Genomic DNA, 19229 nt, shown 5'->3' on the forward strand with positions numbered 1-19229 from the left:
TCCGGGCGGCGCGCAGCCGGCGGCGCAGCGCAGTCTTCGACGACATGCCCCCAGCCTATCCGCTGCCTCCGGCCCGCAGTCGGCGCGGTCGGCACGGTCGGCGGGGCCGGGCGGACGTCGGACACAGCACCTTTCACCCCGGGCCGGGGAAGGTCACGCCGGGTCGGGGGAGGCGGCCTCGTCCGGCGTGTCGGCAGCCGTCGAGGTGTCCACCACCGGAATCGGCGTGGTCAGCCCCACATGCGTGCTGCTGGGCAGGCTCAGCAGGCGCAGGACCTCGCCGGCGCGCCGCGTCCAGGTATGGCGCTCGACGACGGCGGCCCGGCCGGCGAAGGCCATCCGAGCCCGCAGATCCGGCTGGTCGGCCAGCTGGCCCAGCGCCGCGGCCAGGGCGCCGACGTCGCCGGGCGGCACCAGCAGTCCGCGGTCGGCGTCGGAGATACGCTCGGCCGAGTCCACCGGCTCATGGGTCGGCTGATCGCCCGAGGCGTCCTGACGAGAGGCCGGTCCGCGCAGCAGCGCCGGCAGATCGCCGACGGCCGAGGCGACCACCGGCACGCCGCAGGCCAGGTGCTCGTAGACCGTCAGCGGGGAGATCGGTCGTCCCTCGCCCTCCTGCGGGGCGGGGAAGGGGGCCACTGCCACGTCGACGCGGGTGAGCATCTGCGGCATGTCCGAGGAACGGACCGGACCGTGGAACGTCACCTGACGGTAGACGTCGAGCTCCACGGCGCGGACCTGCAGCTGTTCCATCTGCGGGCCGCCGCCGATGATCTCCAGCATCCAGTCCCGTCGCCGCGGGTGGGGCGCCTCGGCCAGCGCGCGCAGCAGCAGGTCGATGTCGTGGCGGGGGTCCAGCGAGCCGACCAGTCCGATGGTGAACGGAGCATCCGGGTCGCGGTCTGCGGGGATGAAACGGTCGGTGTTGACGCCGTGGGGGACCACCGCGATGCGCGCGGCCGCCGCCTGTGCGGCATCGGAGCCCCGTTCGGCGCCGCGCTCGTCCCGCTCGTCCGGGTCGTCGCTCCCGTCGCCGGCGAGCAGTTCGCCGGCCCAGCGAGCCAGCGAGCTCGAGGCGCAGGTGATCAGGTCCGCCGCCGTCAGTGCACGGACGGTGGGCGACCAGCAGGAGGTCTTCGCGTCGGTGCGCTCCTCCACCAGCGGGGCGTCGAGCTCCATGACCAGCTGGGCGGAATGCCCGGCGGCGGCCAGCTGCTCCTTCGCCCGGGCGCCGGCGTCGGAGAACATCGAGCATCGCTCGTAGATCAGGTCGAACGGCACCGCCTCCTCGACCGCGCGGGACGCCAGCTGCGCCGCGGCACGGCCGACGGCCTCGCGGCGGGCGTCGGCGGACACGGCCCGGACGGGCCCCGTCGGGGCCCCGTCCTCGGCCTCGGCCGGCTGCACCGGACTCGGCGGCACCTCGATCGGCACTGTGACCACCGGGAGCCCGCGCAGGTCGGCGGGCTTCAACCCGGGGGCCGCACCCGAGCCCTCCTCCGGGCGGTCCTGCTGGGTCAGGCAGAACACCGTGACGTCGTGGCCGTGCGCCTGGAAGGCGCGGATCATCTCCTGCACGCGGACCGAGGCCCCAGTCGTGCCGAAGAGCCCCACCTCAGGGTCGACGAGCAGATAGGCGATCTTCATGCGAATTCCTTCCCCACCAGGTGCGTCCTGCAGATCGACCGGGCGACGGCGTCGGCGACGAGCTGCCCGGGTCGCCTCGGCGACATGCGGCCGTTCGATGCGACGGGTCGGTCCCGGCGGGACGAGCGGCCGAGCCGGGCCCGGCATCGGCGGTCATAGTACGCGGCGAGTCTCGACGTCAGCTGTGCAACGCCTGAACGTCCGTCGGCGGTCCGCTGGATCCGCAGTGGACCACGGTCGACCCGGCGATCGACCGCGTCGTCCGCCGTCGGGACTGCTAGGCTCCGGCACGGAGCAAGGAGGACGGTGCCTCGGCACGGCGTTCCGGCCCCGTCGAGGGACGACGGCGCCGCGGCGACCACCGGTGGTCCGTCGAGACGGCGAAGCAGCGAGGAGAGACCTGCATGAAGGTGCTGGTGACCGGAGGAGCCGGCTACATCGGAGGCGTGGTGGCCCAGCAGCTGCTCGCCGGCGATCACGAGGTGGTGATCCTCGACGATCTTTCCACCGGCCATGACGACGCGGTGCTGCCGGGGGCGCAGTGGCGCGCAGGCAGCATCGCCGACGCGGGCGAGGTGCTGGACTCCAGCTTCGACGCGGTCATCCACCTGGCGGCCAAGTCTCTGGTGGGCGAGTCCGTCCAGCACCCCGAACGGTACTGGCACGGCAACATCGTGGCCTCGCTGGCGCTGATCGACGCCGTCCGCGCCGCCGGCGTGCCGCGGTTCATCTTCTCCTCGACCGCGGCGGTCTACGGCACTCCCGTCAGCGACGCGATCACCGAGGACCACCCGACTGCTCCGATCAACCCCTATGGCGCCTCGAAGCTGGCCATCGACCACATGCTCGCCGCCGAGGCGACCGCGCACGGGCTGTCTGCGGCGAGCCTGCGTTACTTCAACGTCGGCGGGGCCAGCGACGGACTGTCCGAGCGCCACGATCCGGAGACGCATCTGATCCCGAACCTGCTGCGGGCCGCGGCCGGCGGCGGCGAGCCGGCGAAGCTCTTCGGGACCGACTACCCGACGCACGACGGCACGGCAGTGCGCGACTACATCCACGTGCTGGACCTCGCCGACGCGCATCTGCGCGCGATGGAGCAGATCCGGCCGGGCACCCACGAGGTGTTCAACCTCGGCACTGGCGTGGGCTCCAGCGTGCGCGAGGTCCTCGACGCCGTCGAGACCGTCACCGGTCGGCGGGTGCCGGTGATCGAGGAGGACCGCCGCCCCGGCGACCCGGCCACGCTGGTCGCCTCCGGGGAGAAGGCCCGCGAGGTGCTGGGCTGGACGCCGCGGCGCGATCTGGTCGGCATCGTCCGCGACGCCTGGGAGCACCTCTGAGCCGTCCCCGGCGCTGAGTCGCCCCCGGCGTCGTCGTGGCGCTCCGCTGCGGGACGATCAGCTCTTCCGGGCGGCGACGGCGGCGTCGTAGAGCTCGCGGGAGGTCGTCCCGTGCTCGGCGGCGACCTCCTTGGCCGCGGCCTTGACCTTCTCACCGGCTTCGGCGCGGCGCAGCACCGCGGCGACCAGGTCCTCGTGGGAAGGAGCCGCGCGCTCCTCGGCACCGCCGATGACCAGCACCACCTCGCCGCGCAGCTGCCGGGAAGCGGTCTGCTCGGCCAGCTCGGCGAGGCTGCCGCGCAGCACCTCCTCGTGCTTCTTGGTCAGCTCCCGGCACATCGCGGCACCGCGTCCGCCGCCGAGCTGTTCGGCGCATTCGGCCAGCGTGGCCGCCGTGCGATGCGGGGACTCGAAGAGCACGGTGGTCCACTCCTCGTCCGCCAGCCGGCGCAGCAGCCGACGGCGGTCGGCGCCCTTGCGCGGCATGAACCCGGCGAAGGTGAATCGATCGGTGGGCAGGCCGGAGAGCGCCAGGGCGGTGGGCACCGCCGAGGCTCCGGGGCCGCGGTGACCTCCACTCCCGCCTCGACGGCGGCGGCGACCAGCCGGAAGCCGGGGTCGGAGACGGCCGGCATCCCGGCGTCGGAGACCACCAGCACCCGGGTTCCTGCGGCGGCCTGCTCGACGACCTCCGCGGCGCGGGAGGCTTCATTGTGCTCGTGCAGGCTGACCAGCCGCCCGGCCGGGCGCACGCCCAGTGCCCGGCAGAGGTGCCGGGTGCGGCGGGTATCCTCGGCGGCGATGATCTCGGCGGTGCCCAGCAGCGCGCGCAGCCGCGCGCTGGCGTCGGAGAGATTGCCGATGGGGGTCGCGGCGAGCACCAGCGGCACGTCCCAGAGCCCGGAGGGGGCGGCGTCGGCGGTATGACCGGCGGTGTCATCGGCCGTGTCGTCGGCGCGGTCGGCCGGCGCGCCCTCCGAGGCCTCGTCGTGCGGCCCGCCCCGGAGCTCGTCCTGCGCGTCGTGGTCGGACATGGCGGCGGCCTCCATCGGCGGGCGGGGGTGCGGGAGCGTTCCGGAGATGCGGTGCGACGTCGCGACCGTCCGGAGTGGGAGCGCCGAGGTCTCGGAGCTCGCCACGTAGCATACCCATCGTGACCCGCCAGACTCCCACCGTCGCCGCGACGGACCGCGCGACGTCGACCGAGGCCGCCGTCGGCTCCCGGCGCGCGCGGCTGCTCCGTCGGCTGGGCGCAGAGCCCTTCCGCCCGGGGCTGTGGGGCGTCTGGATCCCGGCGCTGGTGACGATGCTCGCCGCCGCGCTCCGCCTGCCGGGGCTGGCGCGCCCGCACGAGCTCATCTTCGACGAGACCTACTACGCCAAGGACGCCTACGCCCTGCTGCAGGCCGGCTACGAGCTCTCCTGGCCCGACGAGGCCGACGACGCCTTCCTGGCCGGCTCCCCGGCTCCGCAGGACGAGGCTTCGTTCGTCGTCCATCCGCCGCTGGGCAAGTGGCTCATCGCGCTGGGCATCCGAGCCGTGGGCGCGGATTCCGCCGTCGGCTGGCGGATCGCCTCGGTGGTCGCCGGGGTCCTCGGCGTGCTGCTGGTCGCGCTGATCGCGCAGCGGATGTTCCGCTCGGTCTTCCTGGGCGGGGTGGCCGGCGTGCTGCTGGCCGTGGAGGGTCACCATCTGGTGATGAGCCGGGCGGCGCTGCTCGACATCTTCCTCTCGCTGTTCGTGCTGGCGGCCTTCGGCGCGCTGCTGGCCGATCGCTGGCAGGGACGACGGCGGCTGGCCGAGCTGCTGTCCCGCGAACCGGAGGCCGGAGGCGTGGGCGGCGGATCCTTCCGGAGCCGCCGCGGTCCGCTGCTGCTCTGGCGCCCGTGGCGGCTGGCGGCCGCAGTGCTGCTGGGCTGCGCGACGTCGGTGAAGCTCTCGGCCCTGGCCTTCGTCGCCGTCTTCGGCGTCATGGTCGTGCTCTGGGATCTGCAGGCGCGTCGCGCGGCCGGACTGCGCGGCTGGCCGAGCGCCGGGCTGCGCGACGGACTGCTGGCCGTGGTCACCGTGCTGCCGCTGGCCGCCGTCACCTATACGGCCACCTGGACCGGATGGCTGGTCACCTCCGGCGGCTGGGGGAGGGGCTGGCATCTGACGCATCCGGCCGAGGGCATCGGGCAGCTGGTGCCCGGGCCGCTGCGTTCGCTGTGGCAGTACCACGTCTCCATCCTCTCGTTCCACGAGGGGCTCAGCGACGGGCACGACTACGCCTCCTCGCCCTGGACATGGCCGTTCATGGGGCGTCCGGTGTCGATGCACTACGAGTCGATCGAGGCCGGGTCGTCGGGCTGCGGCGAGGCGGCGTGCTCGCAGGCGGTGCTCGACCTGGCGAATCCGGTGATCTGGTGGGGCGGGCTGGTCGCGCTGCTGGTCGTCGTCGCGCTCTGGCTGGGGCGTCGGGACTGGCGCCACGGGGCGATCCTCTCCGGGATCCTCGCCGGTTGGGCGGTCTGGCTGCTCTTCCCTGCCCGGACCATGTTCTTCTTCTACACCGTCGCCTACGAGCCTTTCCTGATCCTGGCGCTCGTCGCCGTCGCCGCCCTGGTGATGCGCCGCGGAGCCGCCCGCGCCGGCGGGGTGGACGCCGTCCGGGCCGCCCGCGCGGCGAGCAGACGGCGCGGGGGACGACGGTCCGTGGATCGCCCCGGGGCCCTCGGTCCGCTTCAGCGTGCAGCGGCGCTCGTGCTGGTCTTCGTGCTGCTGGCGACGGCGGCCTCGATCTTCTTCCACCCGATCTGGACAGCGGAGCTGATCCCGACGGACCAGTGGCGATGGCGCATGTGGCTGCAGTCCTGGGTCTGAGCCGCCCGGCGGATATAGTGGCGGGCGTGACTGCTGAAGCCCCGATCACCGAGGCGGCCACCGAACAGGTGGCGCATCTGGACCCGGCGACCAATGTGACCGACGGCGTCCTCGCCCTGCGCGAGAGCGATCCCGGATGTCCCGTCTACGCAGTGCCCAACGGCGCCGGCGGCTGGGTGGACGTGACCATCGACAGCTTCGTGGACCAGGTGCGTCGCACCGCCCGAGGCCTGATCGGTCTCGGCGTGGACGTCGGCGACCGGGTGGTGGTCATGGCCCCGACCAGCTACTGGTGGGCGGTGATCGATCAGGCCGTCTGGTTCGCCGGCGGCGTCTCGGTCCCGATCTACGAGACCAGCTCCCCGCGGCAGGTCGCCGACGTCGTACACCATGCTGCGCCGCGGCTGGCGCTGGTCGGCGGCGCGGAGATCGCCGAGACGGTCCGCCGCGGAGTCGAGGCCGCCGCGGAGGAGGTCCCTGTGCAGGCCTTCGACGGCGCGGAGGCGCTGCGTGCGATCGCCGCCCACGGCGACGGCGTCGACGAGGCGACGCTGGAGGCGGCCCGCTCGGCGGCGCGCCTGGACGACGTCGCCACGCTGGTCTACACCTCCGGGACCACCGGACGCCCCAAGGGCGTGCGCATCACGCACCGCAACCTGGCCGAGGGAGCGGCGAACATCGTGCCGTTCGCCCGCGACATCCTCGGCGCAGGGCCTTCGCGCACGCTGATCTTCCTGCCGCTGGCCCATGTCCTGGCCCGGGCGGTGCAGCTGATCTGCCTGCACCACGGCATCCAGGTCGCCCACAGCCCCGGCGCCGCCCGGCTCACCGAGGACCTGGCCAGCTTTCGGCCAGAGTGGATGCTCGCGGTGCCGCGGGTCTACGAGAAGGTCCACCAGTCGCTGCAGGAGGCCGCCCGCGACGCCGGCCGCGAGCAGATCGCCGAGTCGGCCCGGCGCACGGCGGTGGAGTACTCGCAGGCCCGGCAGCGGCAGGCCGACGGCGGTGAGGGGCCCTCGGCGGCGCTGCGAGCGAAGCGCGCGTTCTACGATCGACTGGTCTACCGCCGGCTGCGAGCCCGGCTCGGCGGGCAGATCCGCTATATGGTCTGCGGCGCCTCCGCACTCAACCCGGAGATCGCGCACTTCTTCACCGGAGCCGGCCTGCCGATCCAGGAGGGCTACGGGCTGACCGAGTCCACCGCCCCGATCACGTTGAACGTCCCCGGCGCCACGCGGCTGGGCACAGTGGGGCTGCCCGTGCCGGGCAGCATGGTGCGCGTCGCCGACGACGGGGAGGTCCTGCTGCGCGGCTCGGTCGTCTTCGACGGCTACCACCGCGACGGACGGGCCACCGACGAGGCCTTCGACGAGGCCGGCTTCTTCCGCACCGGCGACCTGGGTGCACTGGACGAGGACGGGTACCTGGCCATCACCGGCCGGAAGAAGGAGCTGCTGGTCACCGCCGGGGGCAAGAACATCCACCCGGCGCCGCTGGAGGAACGGATCCGGCTGTGTCCGCTGGTGGCCCAGGCGGTCGTCGTCGGCGACGACCGGCCCTTCGTGGCCGCGCTGATCACGCTTGACGCCGAGGCGGTGGCCTCCTGGAGCGCCGCGGCCGGCCACGAGCAGATGAGCCTGGCCGAGGCCGCCGAGCATCCTGAGGTGCGCGACCAGGTGCAGCAGGCGGTGGACGCGGCCAATGAGACGGTCTCCCGAGCCGAGTCGGTGCGGACCTTCCGGATCCTGCCGCTCGAGTTCAGCGAGGAGACCGGGCACATGACGCCGTCGCAGAAGCTGCAGCGTCACCGGGTGATCGCCGACTGCGCCGAGGAGATCGAGGCGATCTACTCCCGGTGAACAGCACGGGGCGGATCGGCCGGGGCGCATCGGGGCACCGGAACCGACGTCGCTGGGCGGGCCGACGCCGTCGGCGGCTAAGCTGGGGTGCTGTGAGTGATGAAGCTGCGAGCGAGCCCGCTGTCCGCGAACCGCATCCCGTCGTGCCCGGTGAGACCCCGGCGGTCTATCAGCCTCGGGACGCCTCCACCCTCGGGGACGAGGCGCCCCGTCGCGATCCGGCCGAGGAGAACTCCGGCCGTCGTCGGCGTCTGGAGTACCCGCCGGCGCCCGAGCCGCTGGCGGTGCCGGTGATCGACAACCACGCTCATCTGGACTTCCGCGACGGCCAGGTGGCGGTGAGCGTCGTCGAGGCTCTGGACGCGGCCGCGTCGGTCGGCGTCGCCGGGGCGATCAACGTCGGCTACGACGTCGACTCCAGCGAGTTCTCCGTCCGTGCCGCCCGCCAGGATGGTCGGCTCAAGGCAGCCGTCGCGCTGCACCCCAACGATGCCCCGGAGCTGGCGGCCGTCGGCCAGTACGACGACGCGCTGGCCCGCATCGCCGAGCTGGCCGGCGACGAGGAAGTCGTCGCCGTCGGCGAGACCGGCCTGGACTACTTCCGCACCGGCGAGGAGGGCCGTGCCGCGCAGCGACGCAGCTTCGCCGATCACCTGCAGCTGGCCGCCGAGCGGGGCCTGCCGGTGCAGATCCACGACCGCGACGCTCACGACGATGTCGTCGCCGTGTTGAAGGACGCCCCGCGGCTGCCCGAGGTGGTGGTCTTCCACTGCTTCTCCGGCGACGCCGAGCTCGCCCGGATCTGCTCGGAGCACGGCTGGTACATGTCTTTCGCCGGGACGGTGACCTTCAAGAACGCCGAGCCGCTGCGCGAAGGGCTCGACGTCGCCGATCCCGAGCTCATCCTGGTCGAGACGGACACGCCGTTCCTCACGCCGCACCCGCACCGCGGGCGTCCCAACGCCCCCTACCTCATCCCGCAGACGATGCGACTGATGGCCGAGCGGCGCGGCGTCGAGCTGGACGCGCTGTGCCGACAGGTCATGGACAACACGGTCCGCGCCTACGGAGCCTGGCTGTGAGCGGCCCGGGCGACGGCGCCGAGAGCGGCGAGCTGCTCAGCGCGCCGCGGATCCGCGCCCTCGCCGCGGAGCTGGGGGTGCATCCCACCAAGCAGTGGGGGCAGAACTTCGTCGTGGACCCGAACACCATCCGGCGGATCGTCGGCCTGGCCGAGCTCGACGGCTCCGAGCACGTGCTCGAGGTCCGGCCCCGGGCTGGGGTCGCTGACGCTGGGCCTGCTGGACGAGGCCGCGCAGGTCACCGCCGTGGAGATCGACCCTCGGCTCGCCGCGCGGCTGCCGGAGACGATGGAACAGATGCGCCCCGCCGGCGCGCAGCGGCTGCGCGTGATCCGTCAGGACGCGCTGAAGCTGGGAACGGGCCGCGGCGACGGACGGACGATCCACGAAGCTGACTCTCGGGGCGATGCGGCCGCCGCCGGAGACGAGGCTGAGCTGGGCTCTCCGGACGTGCTGGTGGCCAATCTGCCCTACAACGTCGCGGTGCCGGTGGTGCTGCACCTGCTCCAGGTTCTGCCGAGCCTGACTCGTGGGCTGGTCATGGTCCAGGAGGAGGTCGCAGACCGGCTCTGTGCCGGCCCGGGGTCGAAGATCTACGGCGTCCCCTCGGTCAAGGCCGCCTGGGACACCTCCATGCGCAAGGCCGGTGCCGTGGGCACGCGGGTCTTCTGGCCCGAGCCGCGGATCTCGTCGGGGCTGGTGCGCTTCGACCGGCGCGAGCCGGCCTCGGAGACGGTGCGTCGTGAGGAGGTCTTCGCCGTCGTCGACGCCGCCTTCGCCCAGCGCCGCAAGACGCTGCGGGCCGCGCTGTCCTCGCTCGCCGGCTCGGGGGCGGAGGCCGAGGAGGTGCTGCGCGCCGCCGGCGTGGACCCCCGGGCCCGCGGCGAGACCCTGGAGGTCGGCGCCTACACGCGGATCGCCGAGGCGCTGCGGGACCGGGGCGACGTCGACTCCGACGTCGACTCCGACGTCGACGACGGGCGCGGCACGGAGGCGGGCGCGCGCTGAGATGATCCGGCACTCTCCGTCGGCGCCGCCTGGGCGCCGCTGCTCGTCGAGCGGCTGCCCGGCCGGTTCCGTCGAGCGCTGCGCGCGGTCGAGTGGTGCGCCGTCGTCGCGCTGCTGGCCCACGGCGTCGTCTGGCACATGCTGTTCAGCGGGCTCGGGCTGCTCGGGCTGCTCGGCGCACCGGAGGACCCCGCGGCGCTGACCGGCCGCCTGCTGATCTGGGGGCCGCTGTTCTCGCTGTGGGCCGCGGCGCTGCTGGCGGCCCTCGCGCGGTCCGGGCCCTCCAGCAGTGATCCCCTGTTCCAGCTCCTGACCTGGAGTGTTTCCGTCGTGTCGGCTGACTGTGACCTGGACGTCAGCGCGGACGCCGTCCAGTCGAGCGCGATAGAGTGCCGGATCAAGCACATCGATCTCCCAGGAGGAACTCCCCAGGATGAGGGACAGCGAATTCTTCGGCCATGTCACCGCGGTCGCCCCCGGCAAGGTGAACATGAGTCTGCGCGTGGGGCCCCTCCGCGAGGACGGCTACCACGAGGTCGCGACCCTCTACCTGGCGGTCTCGCTGCAGGAGGAGGTCAGCGTCGTCCCGCGCGACGACGAAGCCATCACGCTGAGCCTCTCCGAACGCTCGGCATTCACCGCCGCTCCCGTCGACGACCCTGACGTGGACGACGCCTCCGATCCCGGGGTGCCGCTTGACGAGCGGAACCTGGCCCATCGGGCGGCGTCGAAGCTGCGCGATCGGCTGGGTCATCGCCGCGGGGTGGACATCACCCTGACGAAGAACGTCCCTGTGGCCGGGGGGATGGGCGGCGGATCCGCGGACGCGGCGGCGACGCTGGTCGCCTGCTCGGCGCTCTGGGAGGCCGGGCTGACCAAGGAGCAGCTGGCCGAGACCGGCGCCGAGCTGGGGGCGGACGTGCCCTTCGCCATCCTCGGCGGCGCCGCCGTCGGGCAGGGCGTCGGCGACGAGCTCTCCCCGCTGCTGACCCGCGGCGAGCTGCACCTGGTCATCGTCCCGGCCGCCGCGGGACTGTCGACGCCGCAGGTCTACCGGCGACTGGACACGATGCGCGCCGAGTCCGAGGTGGAGGTCGAGGCTCCGCAGCTGGACCCCGACCTGGTGCGCGCGGTGTGCACCGCCGACGCCGAGATGATCGCCACGCTGATGGCCAACGACCTACAGGCTCCGGCGGTGAGCCTGATCCCGTCGCTGGAGGACATGCTCGACGCCGGACTCGTCGACGGCGCGCTGCAGGGCATCGTCTCCGGCTCCGGGCCGACGGTGATGTTCCTGGCCCGCGACGCCGAGTCGGCCGGCCAGGTCGCCACACGGCTGCAGGAGCGCACCTCGGCCTGGGCGATCCCGGTGACTGCTCCGGCGCCGGGGGCGCGGCTGCTGACCGCCTGATCGACGGGAGCGGGTGCAGCTCGTCGCCGTCGCACCGACTCTGCGGTTCCGGGTCTGCGTCCCGTCCGTCCCGTCCGTCCCGCCCGTCCCATTCGCTCTCGTGTCACGTCCGCACCGTGTCGTCACGTCCCTGTGCGGGCGTGAGAACCCGGTGCGGACGTGACACATCGCAGTGGGCGAACCGGAGTCGTCGCCCCGCTCGGGCCGCTGATTCTGCCTGAATCCGGGCGGTTCAATACCCTGGAGTCCATGGCGCATCTCCTCGGAGCCGAAGGGCTCACTCTGACGTTCGGCACCCGCACCATCCTCGACGGGCTGACCATCGGCATCGACGCCGGCGACCGGATCGGCATCGTCGGCCGCAACGGCGACGGCAAGTCGACTCTGATGCGTCTGCTGGCCGGCCGCGCGGAGGCCGACGACGGCCGGGTCACCTGGCGCGGCGGCGTCGACGTCGGTTATCTGGACCAGTCCGACGTCCTCGACGGCGACGACTCGATCCGGCGGGCGGTGGTCGGCGAGATGGCCGACTACGAATGGGCCTCCAGCCCGGTGCTCCGCGACGTCGCCGACGGGCTGCTGGGCGGCCTCGACTGGGATCAGCCGGTCGGCGCCCTCTCCGGCGGCCAGCGGCGTCGCGTGGCGCTGGCGAAGCTGCTGATGGGCGAGCACGACGTGCTGATGCTCGACGAGCCGACCAACCACCTCGACGTCGAGGGCGTCGCCTGGCTGGCCGACCATCTGAAGAAGCGCTGGAAGGCCGACGAGGGCGCGTTCCTGGTGGTCACCCACGACCGCTGGTTCCTCGACGAGGTCTGCACCACCACCTGGGAGGTGCACGACGCGACGGTCGACACCTACGAGGGCGGCTATGCCGCCTACACGCTGGCCCGCGCCGAGCGGGACCGGGCCGCCGCCGTCGAGGAGCAGAAGCGCCAGCAGCTGGTGAAGAAGGAGCTCGCCTGGCTGCGCCGCGGCGCCCCGGCGCGCACCTCGAAGCCCAAGTTCCGCGTGGACGCGGCGACTGCGCTGATCAACGACGTGCCCGAGCCGCGCGACACCGTCTCGCTGCGCCGGATGGCCACCGCCCGGCTGGGCAAGGACGTCCTCGACCTGGAACATGTCACCCTGCGGCTGCGCGGCGAGGGCGACGAGCCGGCGGTCGCCGACGGGCGCACCCTCTTCGACGATGTCACCTTCCGGCTCGGGCCCGGCGAGCGGGTCGGCGTCGTCGGCGTCAACGGCGCCGGCAAGTCCACGCTGCTGCGCCTGCTGGACGGGCAGGTCGAGCCGGACGACGGGCGGATCAAGCGCGGCAAGACCGTCCAGACCGCGATCCTCTCCCAGGAGGTCGAGGAGCTGACGGCGAAGGCGCATATGCGCGTCCACGAGGTGATGACCGAGGAGAAGAACGTCTTCTTCGTCGGCGGCAAGGAGCTCTCCGGGGCGCAGCTGCTCGAGCAGATCGGCTTCAGCCGCACGCGCCAGTGGACGCCGGTGGGCGACCTCTCCGGCGGCGAGCGACGGCGGCTGCAGCTGCTGAAGCTGATGACCGGCGAGCCGAACGTGCTGATGCTCGACGAGCCGACCAACGACCTCGACACCGACACGCTGGCGTCGATGGAGGATCTGCTCGACGACTGGCCCGGCACGCTGGTGGTCGTCAGCCACGACCGCTATCTGCTCGAACGGGTCACCGACCATCAGGTCGCGCTGCTCGGCGACGGCTCGGTCCGCCTGCTCCCCGGAGGAGTCGAGCAGTACCTGCGCATCCGGTCGGGCAAGGAGCCGGCCCCCGGCGAGGCGATCCGCACGTACCACGGTCAGACCAGCACCGAGGCCGGGGCGACGGCCGGATCGCGCGGACCGGCGGCCTCGAAGGCGACGGCGCGCTCGGCGTCGTCCTCCGGCTCCGCGCCCGCCGGCGGGGCTGAGGGAACCGACGGCGTCTCCGAGGCCGCGAAGCGGCAGGCTCGCAAACAGATGCAGCGGGTGGAGAAGCAGATGGAGAAGCTCTCCTCCCGGCAGCAGGAGCTGCACCAGGAGATGGCGGGGGCCTCAGAGGCCGGCGACGTCGACCGGCTGCGCACGCTGCAGGCGAAGCTCGACGACGTCGACGCCCAGCTCGGCGAGCTCGAGGAGACCTGGCTGGAGGCCGGCGAGCTCGTCGAGTGAGTCCGCCCTGCGGCGGGACAGCCTCTCCGGTCGTCGGGAGGCGGTCCCGCAGGGGAGAGGCTTCGGGCCTCACTCGGCGGCGAGCACCGTGCGCACCGCCAGGTGGTCGGACGGAAAGTCGTTGTCCTGATGGTCAGGGATGTGCCGGCACACGCCGCCGAACTCCACGAAGCCTTCGTCGGCCGGGGCGTCCTCGGCATCGGCCGCGCCGCCGAGGTGGTCGGCGGCGAGCACGTCGAGCCCGCGCACGTAGACGAAGTCGATGCGGTCGCGCGGCTCGTCGTCCAATGTGTGGATCTGCGCCCAGGAGCGCCCCGGTGCGCGGCGCGGGTCCGGGTGCACGATGCGGAAGGCGTCGGCGTAGCCGGCGTCGACCAGCCGGCGGGTCGCCGGCCAGTCGACCGCAGGGCGGTCTGCGCCGTCCCAGTCGACGGCGGAGGGCACGTTGAAGTCGCCGGCGATGATGACCGGCATCGAGCCGTGCTGCTCGAGCAGTCGGTCCGTCTCCTCCAGGACGCGCTGCGCCTGTCGGTCGCGGGCGACCTCGCCGGACTGCGCGAAGACCTCCTCGCTGGCCGCGGGCAGCTCGTCGGCGCGATAGGGGCCGTAGTCCTCGGGAGCCAGATGCACCGACCAGGCCAGCACCTGGCCGGCGGCAGTACCGACGACGGCCGCCGTGGCGTAGGGGGCGGTGTCGGTGGTCAGCAGCTGAGCGGGCCCGGTGCTGAGCACCGCGTTGTCCCAGGACTGCTGCGCGACGGTCATCCCGAGGGTGCGGCCCAGCCGGCCGCCGGCGTCGCCCCAGCATTCCTGGAGGAACAGCAGGTCCGCCTGCTGCTCGCGCAGCACGTCGACCTGCTTATGGCGGCCGTTCTCGACCTCGGCTCCGCCGAACCAGAGGTTCCAGCTGATCAGGCGCAGAGTCGGACGGTCGGTCTCGGCGGTGAGTGCGGTGACAGGCATGGTCTCCTCCAAGGAGCGGGCGGATCGGTCGGCGGAACGGGTGGGATCGGTCGGTCGCGTCGGGAGGACGTCCAGCCCGACCAGGGAGTCGATTCGGTGGCTGCAGGGCATCGTGGCCTCCTCGGCGTCGACGCCGACGACGGTCATACCCGCCGCGCGGGCCGCCTCGGCCCCGGCGACGGAGTCTTCGAAGGCCACGGTCCGGGACGGGTCGACGTCCAGGGCCCGGGCCGCGGCCAGGTACACGTCCGGTGCCGGCTTGGCCGCGTCGACGTCGTCCAGCGTCCGGACGACGTCGACGAGCTCGAGCAGCCCGACGTCGGCGAGCATCGCGGCGACGTCGGCCCGCAGGCCGTTGCTGGCCACGGCCACCGGGACGCGGCCGACGAGGGCGCGGACCAGAGCCACCGCCCCGGGCATCGGCGTCACGCCGGCGGCCAGCCGGGCGGAGTAGTCCTCGACCAGGACGTCGCGCAGTTCGGCGACGGGTTGGGTCTCCCGGCTCCGGGAGGCCAGGCGTGCCGCGGCGTCGCCGACGTCGAGTCCGCGGAACTGTCCCGCGGCCTCGACGGCGGCCGTCGCCGAGAGTCCCAGCCGGCGGTGCTGCTCGGCGATCAGCTCCAGCCAGACCGACTCCGAATCGACCAGCAGGCCGTCGCAGTCGAAGACGACCGCCTCGGCGTCCAGGAGGAACTCGGGGGAGCGGGACGAGATGATGGCGATGCCGCGCGGGGCCTCGGCGCTCATGCCGGGACCCGCTCGGCGGCCGATGCCGCGGCCGGCAGGCGCAGCGCCGGCTCGTCGAGGACATGCGGGATCACTCGGGTGCCGGGGACGAGGTCGGCGGCCTCGGCGGCGGAGACCGAGCTGATCAGCTCCGGGCCCTCGTCACCGGAGGCGCGGACGATGGTCCGCTCGCCGGTGAACGTCTGGGAGACCACAGTGCAGGTGCCCTCCGCCGCGGGGCTCAGCGTGAGGTCCTCAGGGCGGACGAACAGCGTGTCCAGGCCGTGGGCGGGCCCCTGCACCGGCAGCGCGCCGCGGGTGAAGGAGGGATCGGCCCCGAGCCGGGTCACCGTGCCCACGAACTGGGCGACGAACTCGGTGGCCGGTCGGCGGTAGATCGTGCGGGGCTCGTCGACCTGCTCGATCACCCCGCCGTTGAGCACGGCGACCCGGTCGGCGATGGCCAGCGCCTCCTCCTGGTCGTGGGTGACGAACATCGTGGTGATGCCCAGCTGCTGCTGCAGCCGGCGGATCTCCTCGCGGATCTGGTGGCGCACGATGGCGTCCAGGGCCGAGAGCGGCTCGTCGAGCAGCAGCACCGAGGGCTGGACGGCGAGCGCGCGGGCCAGCGCCACCCGTTGCTGCTGTCCGCCGGAGAGCTGGTGGGGGTAGCGGTCGGCCAGCTGCGGCAGGCCGCACATCTCCAGCAGCTCCTCGGCGGTGCGACGGCGCGCTTCGCGCCGGACGCGGCGCACGCGCAGTCCGTACTCGACGTTCTGCCGGACCGAGAGGTTCGGGAAGAGGCTGTAGGCCTGGAAGACCATGCCGATGTCCCGGCGGTTCGGGGCGACGGCGGTGAGGTCCTTCCCGCTGACCAGCACGCGGCCGGTGGTCGGCTTCTCGAAGCCGGCGAGGATCCGCATCGCAGTGGTCTTGCCGCAGCCCGAGGGACCCAGCACCGAGACCAGCTCGCCGGCGGAGATGTGCAGGCTGAGGTCGTCGAGCACTGTGGTGGGGCCGAAGCGCTTCGTGATGCCGTCGAGGACGACGGCGTTGTCCTGGGTGGTGGTCGTGCTCATCATCGGGTCACCTTCTCGGGGTCGGCCTGCTCACAGGTGGGTGAGTGCGGGGCGTGGGCGCGGGTGCGGTCCTCGGCAGATGAACCGTCGGGGGAGGGCCCGTCCTCGGCGTCGTCGGCGGAGGTCTCCTCGCCGGTGCCGCCGGTGCCGCCGGAGCGGCCCGGGGCGAATCGCTGGGTGGCGAGGGTGCCGATCAGCATCAACCCCCAGGTGGTCAGGTTCAGCAGGACCGCGACGGCGATGGAGGCCCGGAAGTCTGTGTTCGAGACGGTGAACAGCCAGACCGGCACCGTGTCCTGGCTCAGCGTGGCCGCCACGGAGAACTCGCCGAAGCACAGGGCGGTGGTGAAGAAGATCGAGAACAGCACGGGGCCGCGGATGTTGGGCAGCACCACCCGCAGGATCGTCCCCCAGGTGCTCGAGCCCAGGCTCGCCGATCCCTCCACCATGGCCTTCAGCGGGATGGTGCGCAGCCCGGCGTCGATGGAGCGGAAGGTGAACGGCAGGCAGAGCACGACGTAGGTGCCCACCAGGATCAGCGGCAGGTCCGGATGCTGGACGAACTGGCTGATCGCATTCGGCAGCGTGCCCCGCCCCTGCTGGGCGCCCCACCGCAGCAGGGAGACGATGCCGGCGGCCAGCGCGATCGCCGGGACGACCAGCGGCAGCGTGCACAGGATCTCCAGCACCGGGCGCAGCCGCGGGGCCCAGAGATGCACGGCGACGACGGCGGGCACCAGCGTCAGCAGCAGCGCGACCACGGTCAGCACCGCCACGGTGACGGTGCGTCCGGCCGCCGAGAGGAGGCTGGCGTCGTCGCCGAGCACCGAATAGGCGCTCAGCGAGAACGACCAGCCGGGCAGCACGGCGTAGCCGATGCTGCAGAGCAGCGGCACCGCGATGTAGATCGCGACGGCGAGGACCGGCAGCCACATGGTGGCGCGGCCGCTCCGCCGGGCGAGGGTCGGGCGGTCGTGCGGGACAGGGGTCACTGCAGCCATCGAGCGCTCCTCCTCTGCAGACGGGTGAACAGGAACAGCACGACGACGGCGATGACCACCATGGTCACGCCGAGGGCCATGGCCGTGGCCTCCCCGCCGGTGCTCGCCCCGGAGCGCAGCTCGGAGGCGATGGTCAGCGGGACCAGCGGGTAGACGCCGGTGCCGATGAGCACTGCTGCCGAGGCGTGGGTGGCATAGGCTGAGCCGACCAGCAGGATCCAGCCGCCCAGCAGCCCCGGTGCGGCGACCGGCAGCCCCACGCGACGCCAGAAGGTCCAGGAGGATCCGCCCAGGGCGGTGTTGGCCTCGCGCCACTGACGGCGCAGTCCGGCGAAGGTCGGCAACGTGACCATCACCATGGTGGGGATCAGGAAGTACTGGTACATCACCACCAGGCCCTGCCAGCTGTAGAGCGAGAAGCCCGTCGCATCGAGATGCAGGAGGCTGAACAGCAGTCCCGCATTGCCCAGCGTGACGATGAAGGAGAACGCCAGCGGCGCCCCGCCGTCGTTGGCCAGCACCGAGGACAGCACGGCGACGACGGAGTCCAGCCGACGGCTGCGGATCTGCGAGATGCAGAAGGAGGTCACTGCGCCGATGGCCGCGCCCACGGTCGCGCCGATCAGCGAGACGCGGGCGGAGTTTCCCAGGGCCTCGGCATGGTCGGTCAGATCGGCGAAGTGCGTCAGCCCCGCCCGGGCCGCGCCGGAGGGTCCCTCGACGGTGAAGGCGATCAGCGCCATGCCGCCGATGGGCAGGGCGAAGAAGAGCAGCAGCACCAGCGTCATCGGTGCCAGCGAGACCACGGCCGGCGAGCCGAGGCGGCTGAGCAGTCGCCCGCCGCCGGACCGGGCGCCGGCGGCGGAGTCGGTGGGTGTGGTCGCCGAGCTCACTGGATGGCTCCCGACCACTGCTCCTCGAGCACCTTCTGGTTGGCCTCGCGCTGGGCCAGCGTCGGGATCTCGCCGGCGATGCCCTCGTCGGAGGGCAGCGCGTCCAGGGCCTCCTGGTCGATGGTGCCGGCCTCGATCATCGCATCCAGGCGTACGGGGGTCACCGCGCCCTCGAGCAACAGGTTCTGGCCCTCGTCGGAGAAGAGGAACTCGTAGAACAGCCGGGCCACCGCCGGGTGCGGGGCGTCGTCATTGATCGAGGCCGCGTAGAACGAGGAGATCCGGCCGTCCTCGGGCAGGGTGATCTCCAGTTCGATGCCGGAGTCTGCCTGCAGGTCCTCGGCGATGGGCTGCAGCAGGTAGTCCCAGTTGAGCACGATCGGCGTCTCGCCGGTCTCGATGGTCCCGGCGCCGGCCTCGACGGGGATGAAGTTGCCGCCGGAGGAGAGCTCGGAGAAGAACTCGACGCCGGGCTCGATGTCGTCGAGGCTTCCGCCGTTGGCCAGCGCGGCGGCCTGGACGATCATGAAGCCGGACTCTCCGGTGGTCGGGTCGCCGGGGATGGCGACCTGGCCCTCGTACTGCTCGTCGAGCAGATCTTCGAAGGAGGTCGGGCACTCCTGGACGCGGGAGGTGTCGCAGCCGATCGCGACGGTCCCGCCCAGGTGATTGATCCAGGTGCCGTTCTCCCCGATGTGCTCGTCGGCGATGTCGTCGACGCTCGCCGGGCTGTATTCGGCCAGCAGGCCGTCGGCGTCGGCCTCCTCCGCGAAGCTGGTGCCGGTGTCCAGATAGTCGAGCGAATCGTCCTGTCCCTGACGATTGACCACGGCGTTGATCAGGTCCTGGCTGGATCCGGTCGAGGTGTCGTTGACGATCTCGATGTCGTACTTCTCGGAGAAGGCCTGCAGCAGGCCGCCGTAGTTCGCCCAGTCCTCGTAGAGGCCCATGGCGTTGAACGTGCCCTCGGCCTGGGCGTCCTCGATCAGTTGCTCCATGCCGCCGCCGTCCTCGGCGGAGGTGGCCTCGCGCCATCCTTCGGAGGCCGCGCCCTCACCTCCTCCGCAGGCGGTCAGCCCCAGGGTCGCGATGGTCAGCGTGCCGAGCAGCGTCCGCGTCGTCGTGCGCATCGTCCTCATCAGCGGTGTACCAAGCCTTTCAGCGTCGTGGTGTCGAGTG

General features: G+C 72.6%; 12 protein-coding genes and 2 pseudogenes. 7 read left to right on the plus strand and 7 right to left on the minus strand.

The annotated features are described in order from the left end of the window. Positions 1–153: 153 nt before the first annotated feature. A complete protein-coding gene (locus GU5_RS0101220; RefSeq protein ID WP_010523758.1) occupies positions 154–1647 on the minus strand; it encodes a glycosyltransferase family 4 protein in 1494 nt (497 codons plus the stop codon). Positions 1648–2051: 404 nt separating this feature from the next. On the opposite strand from GU5_RS0101220, the gene galE reads away from it, so the two are divergent. Further along, complete coding sequence (gene galE, locus GU5_RS0101225) at positions 2052–2990, plus strand: UDP-glucose 4-epimerase GalE (protein ID WP_010523759.1); 939 nt, start codon at positions 2052–2054, stop codon at positions 2988–2990. Between the two features lie 57 nt (positions 2991–3047). Here the strand turns inward: galE and rsmI are convergent. Next, positions 3048–4024, minus strand: a pseudogene (rsmI, locus tag GU5_RS15740) (16S rRNA (cytidine(1402)-2'-O)-methyltransferase). Positions 4025–4143: 119 nt separating this feature from the next. Between rsmI and GU5_RS0101240 the strand changes: the two are divergent. From GU5_RS0101240 to GU5_RS0101265, 6 genes and pseudogenes are all read left to right on the plus strand, one after another. Continuing rightward, positions 4144–5853 (plus strand): dolichyl-phosphate-mannose--protein mannosyltransferase, encoded by a 1710-nt coding sequence (locus tag GU5_RS0101240; protein WP_010523762.1) that lies wholly within the window; start codon positions 4144–4146, stop codon positions 5851–5853. Between the two features lie 26 nt (positions 5854–5879). Further along, positions 5880–7712, plus strand: coding sequence for a long-chain fatty acid--CoA ligase (locus GU5_RS0101245; RefSeq protein ID WP_010523763.1), 1833 nt, complete (start codon positions 5880–5882; stop codon positions 7710–7712). A 143-nt stretch (positions 7713–7855) separates the two neighbouring features. Continuing rightward, positions 7856–8794: a TatD family hydrolase gene (locus GU5_RS0101250; protein WP_010523764.1), complete on the plus strand. Its 939-nt coding sequence runs from the start codon at positions 7856–7858 to the stop codon at positions 8792–8794. After that, a pseudogene (rsmA, locus tag GU5_RS15745) lies at positions 8791–9802 on the plus strand (16S rRNA (adenine(1518)-N(6)/adenine(1519)-N(6))-dimethyltransferase RsmA). The gene GU5_RS0101250 and the pseudogene rsmA overlap by 4 nt, the downstream one beginning before the upstream one ends. A gap of 433 nt (positions 9803–10235) precedes the next feature. Continuing rightward, on the plus strand, positions 10236–11213 hold the full coding sequence (locus GU5_RS0101260) for a 4-(cytidine 5'-diphospho)-2-C-methyl-D-erythritol kinase (protein ID WP_010523767.1): 978 nt from the start codon (positions 10236–10238) through the stop codon (positions 11211–11213). Between the two features lie 249 nt (positions 11214–11462). Then, on the plus strand, positions 11463–13388 hold the full coding sequence (locus tag GU5_RS0101265; RefSeq protein WP_010523768.1) for an ABC-F family ATP-binding cassette domain-containing protein: 1926 nt from the start codon (positions 11463–11465) through the stop codon (positions 13386–13388). A gap of 69 nt (positions 13389–13457) precedes the next feature. On the opposite strand, the gene GU5_RS16570 is transcribed toward GU5_RS0101265, so the two are convergent. From GU5_RS16570 to GU5_RS0101290, 5 genes are read right to left on the minus strand one after another with little or no spacing between them, the layout of a single operon-like run. Then, complete coding sequence (locus tag GU5_RS16570) at positions 13458–15098, minus strand: HAD-IA family hydrolase (RefSeq protein ID WP_010523769.1); 1641 nt, start codon at positions 15096–15098, stop codon at positions 13458–13460. Continuing rightward, on the minus strand, positions 15095–16159 hold the full coding sequence (locus GU5_RS0101275) for an ABC transporter ATP-binding protein (protein ID WP_010523770.1): 1065 nt from the start codon (positions 16157–16159) through the stop codon (positions 15095–15097). The genes GU5_RS16570 and GU5_RS0101275 overlap by 4 nt, the downstream gene beginning before the upstream one ends. Next, positions 16156–17157: an ABC transporter permease gene (locus tag GU5_RS13400; RefSeq protein ID WP_083830259.1), complete on the minus strand. Its 1002-nt coding sequence runs from the start codon at positions 17155–17157 to the stop codon at positions 16156–16158. The genes GU5_RS0101275 and GU5_RS13400 overlap by 4 nt, the downstream gene beginning before the upstream one ends. After that, entirely contained in the window at positions 17145–18050 is a 906-nt protein-coding gene (locus tag GU5_RS0101285; protein WP_010523772.1) for an ABC transporter permease subunit, read from the minus strand. Before GU5_RS0101285 ends, GU5_RS13400 begins: the two co-directional genes overlap by 13 nt. After that, positions 18047–19180 (minus strand): ABC transporter substrate-binding protein, encoded by a 1134-nt coding sequence (locus tag GU5_RS0101290; RefSeq protein WP_010523773.1) that lies wholly within the window; start codon positions 19178–19180, stop codon positions 18047–18049. Before GU5_RS0101290 ends, GU5_RS0101285 begins: the two co-directional genes overlap by 4 nt. Positions 19181–19229 lie beyond the last annotated feature (49 nt).

It is taken from the genome of Nesterenkonia sp. F (assembly GCF_000220985.1).
In the GTDB taxonomy this organism is placed as follows: domain Bacteria; phylum Actinomycetota; class Actinomycetes; order Actinomycetales; family Micrococcaceae; genus Nesterenkonia.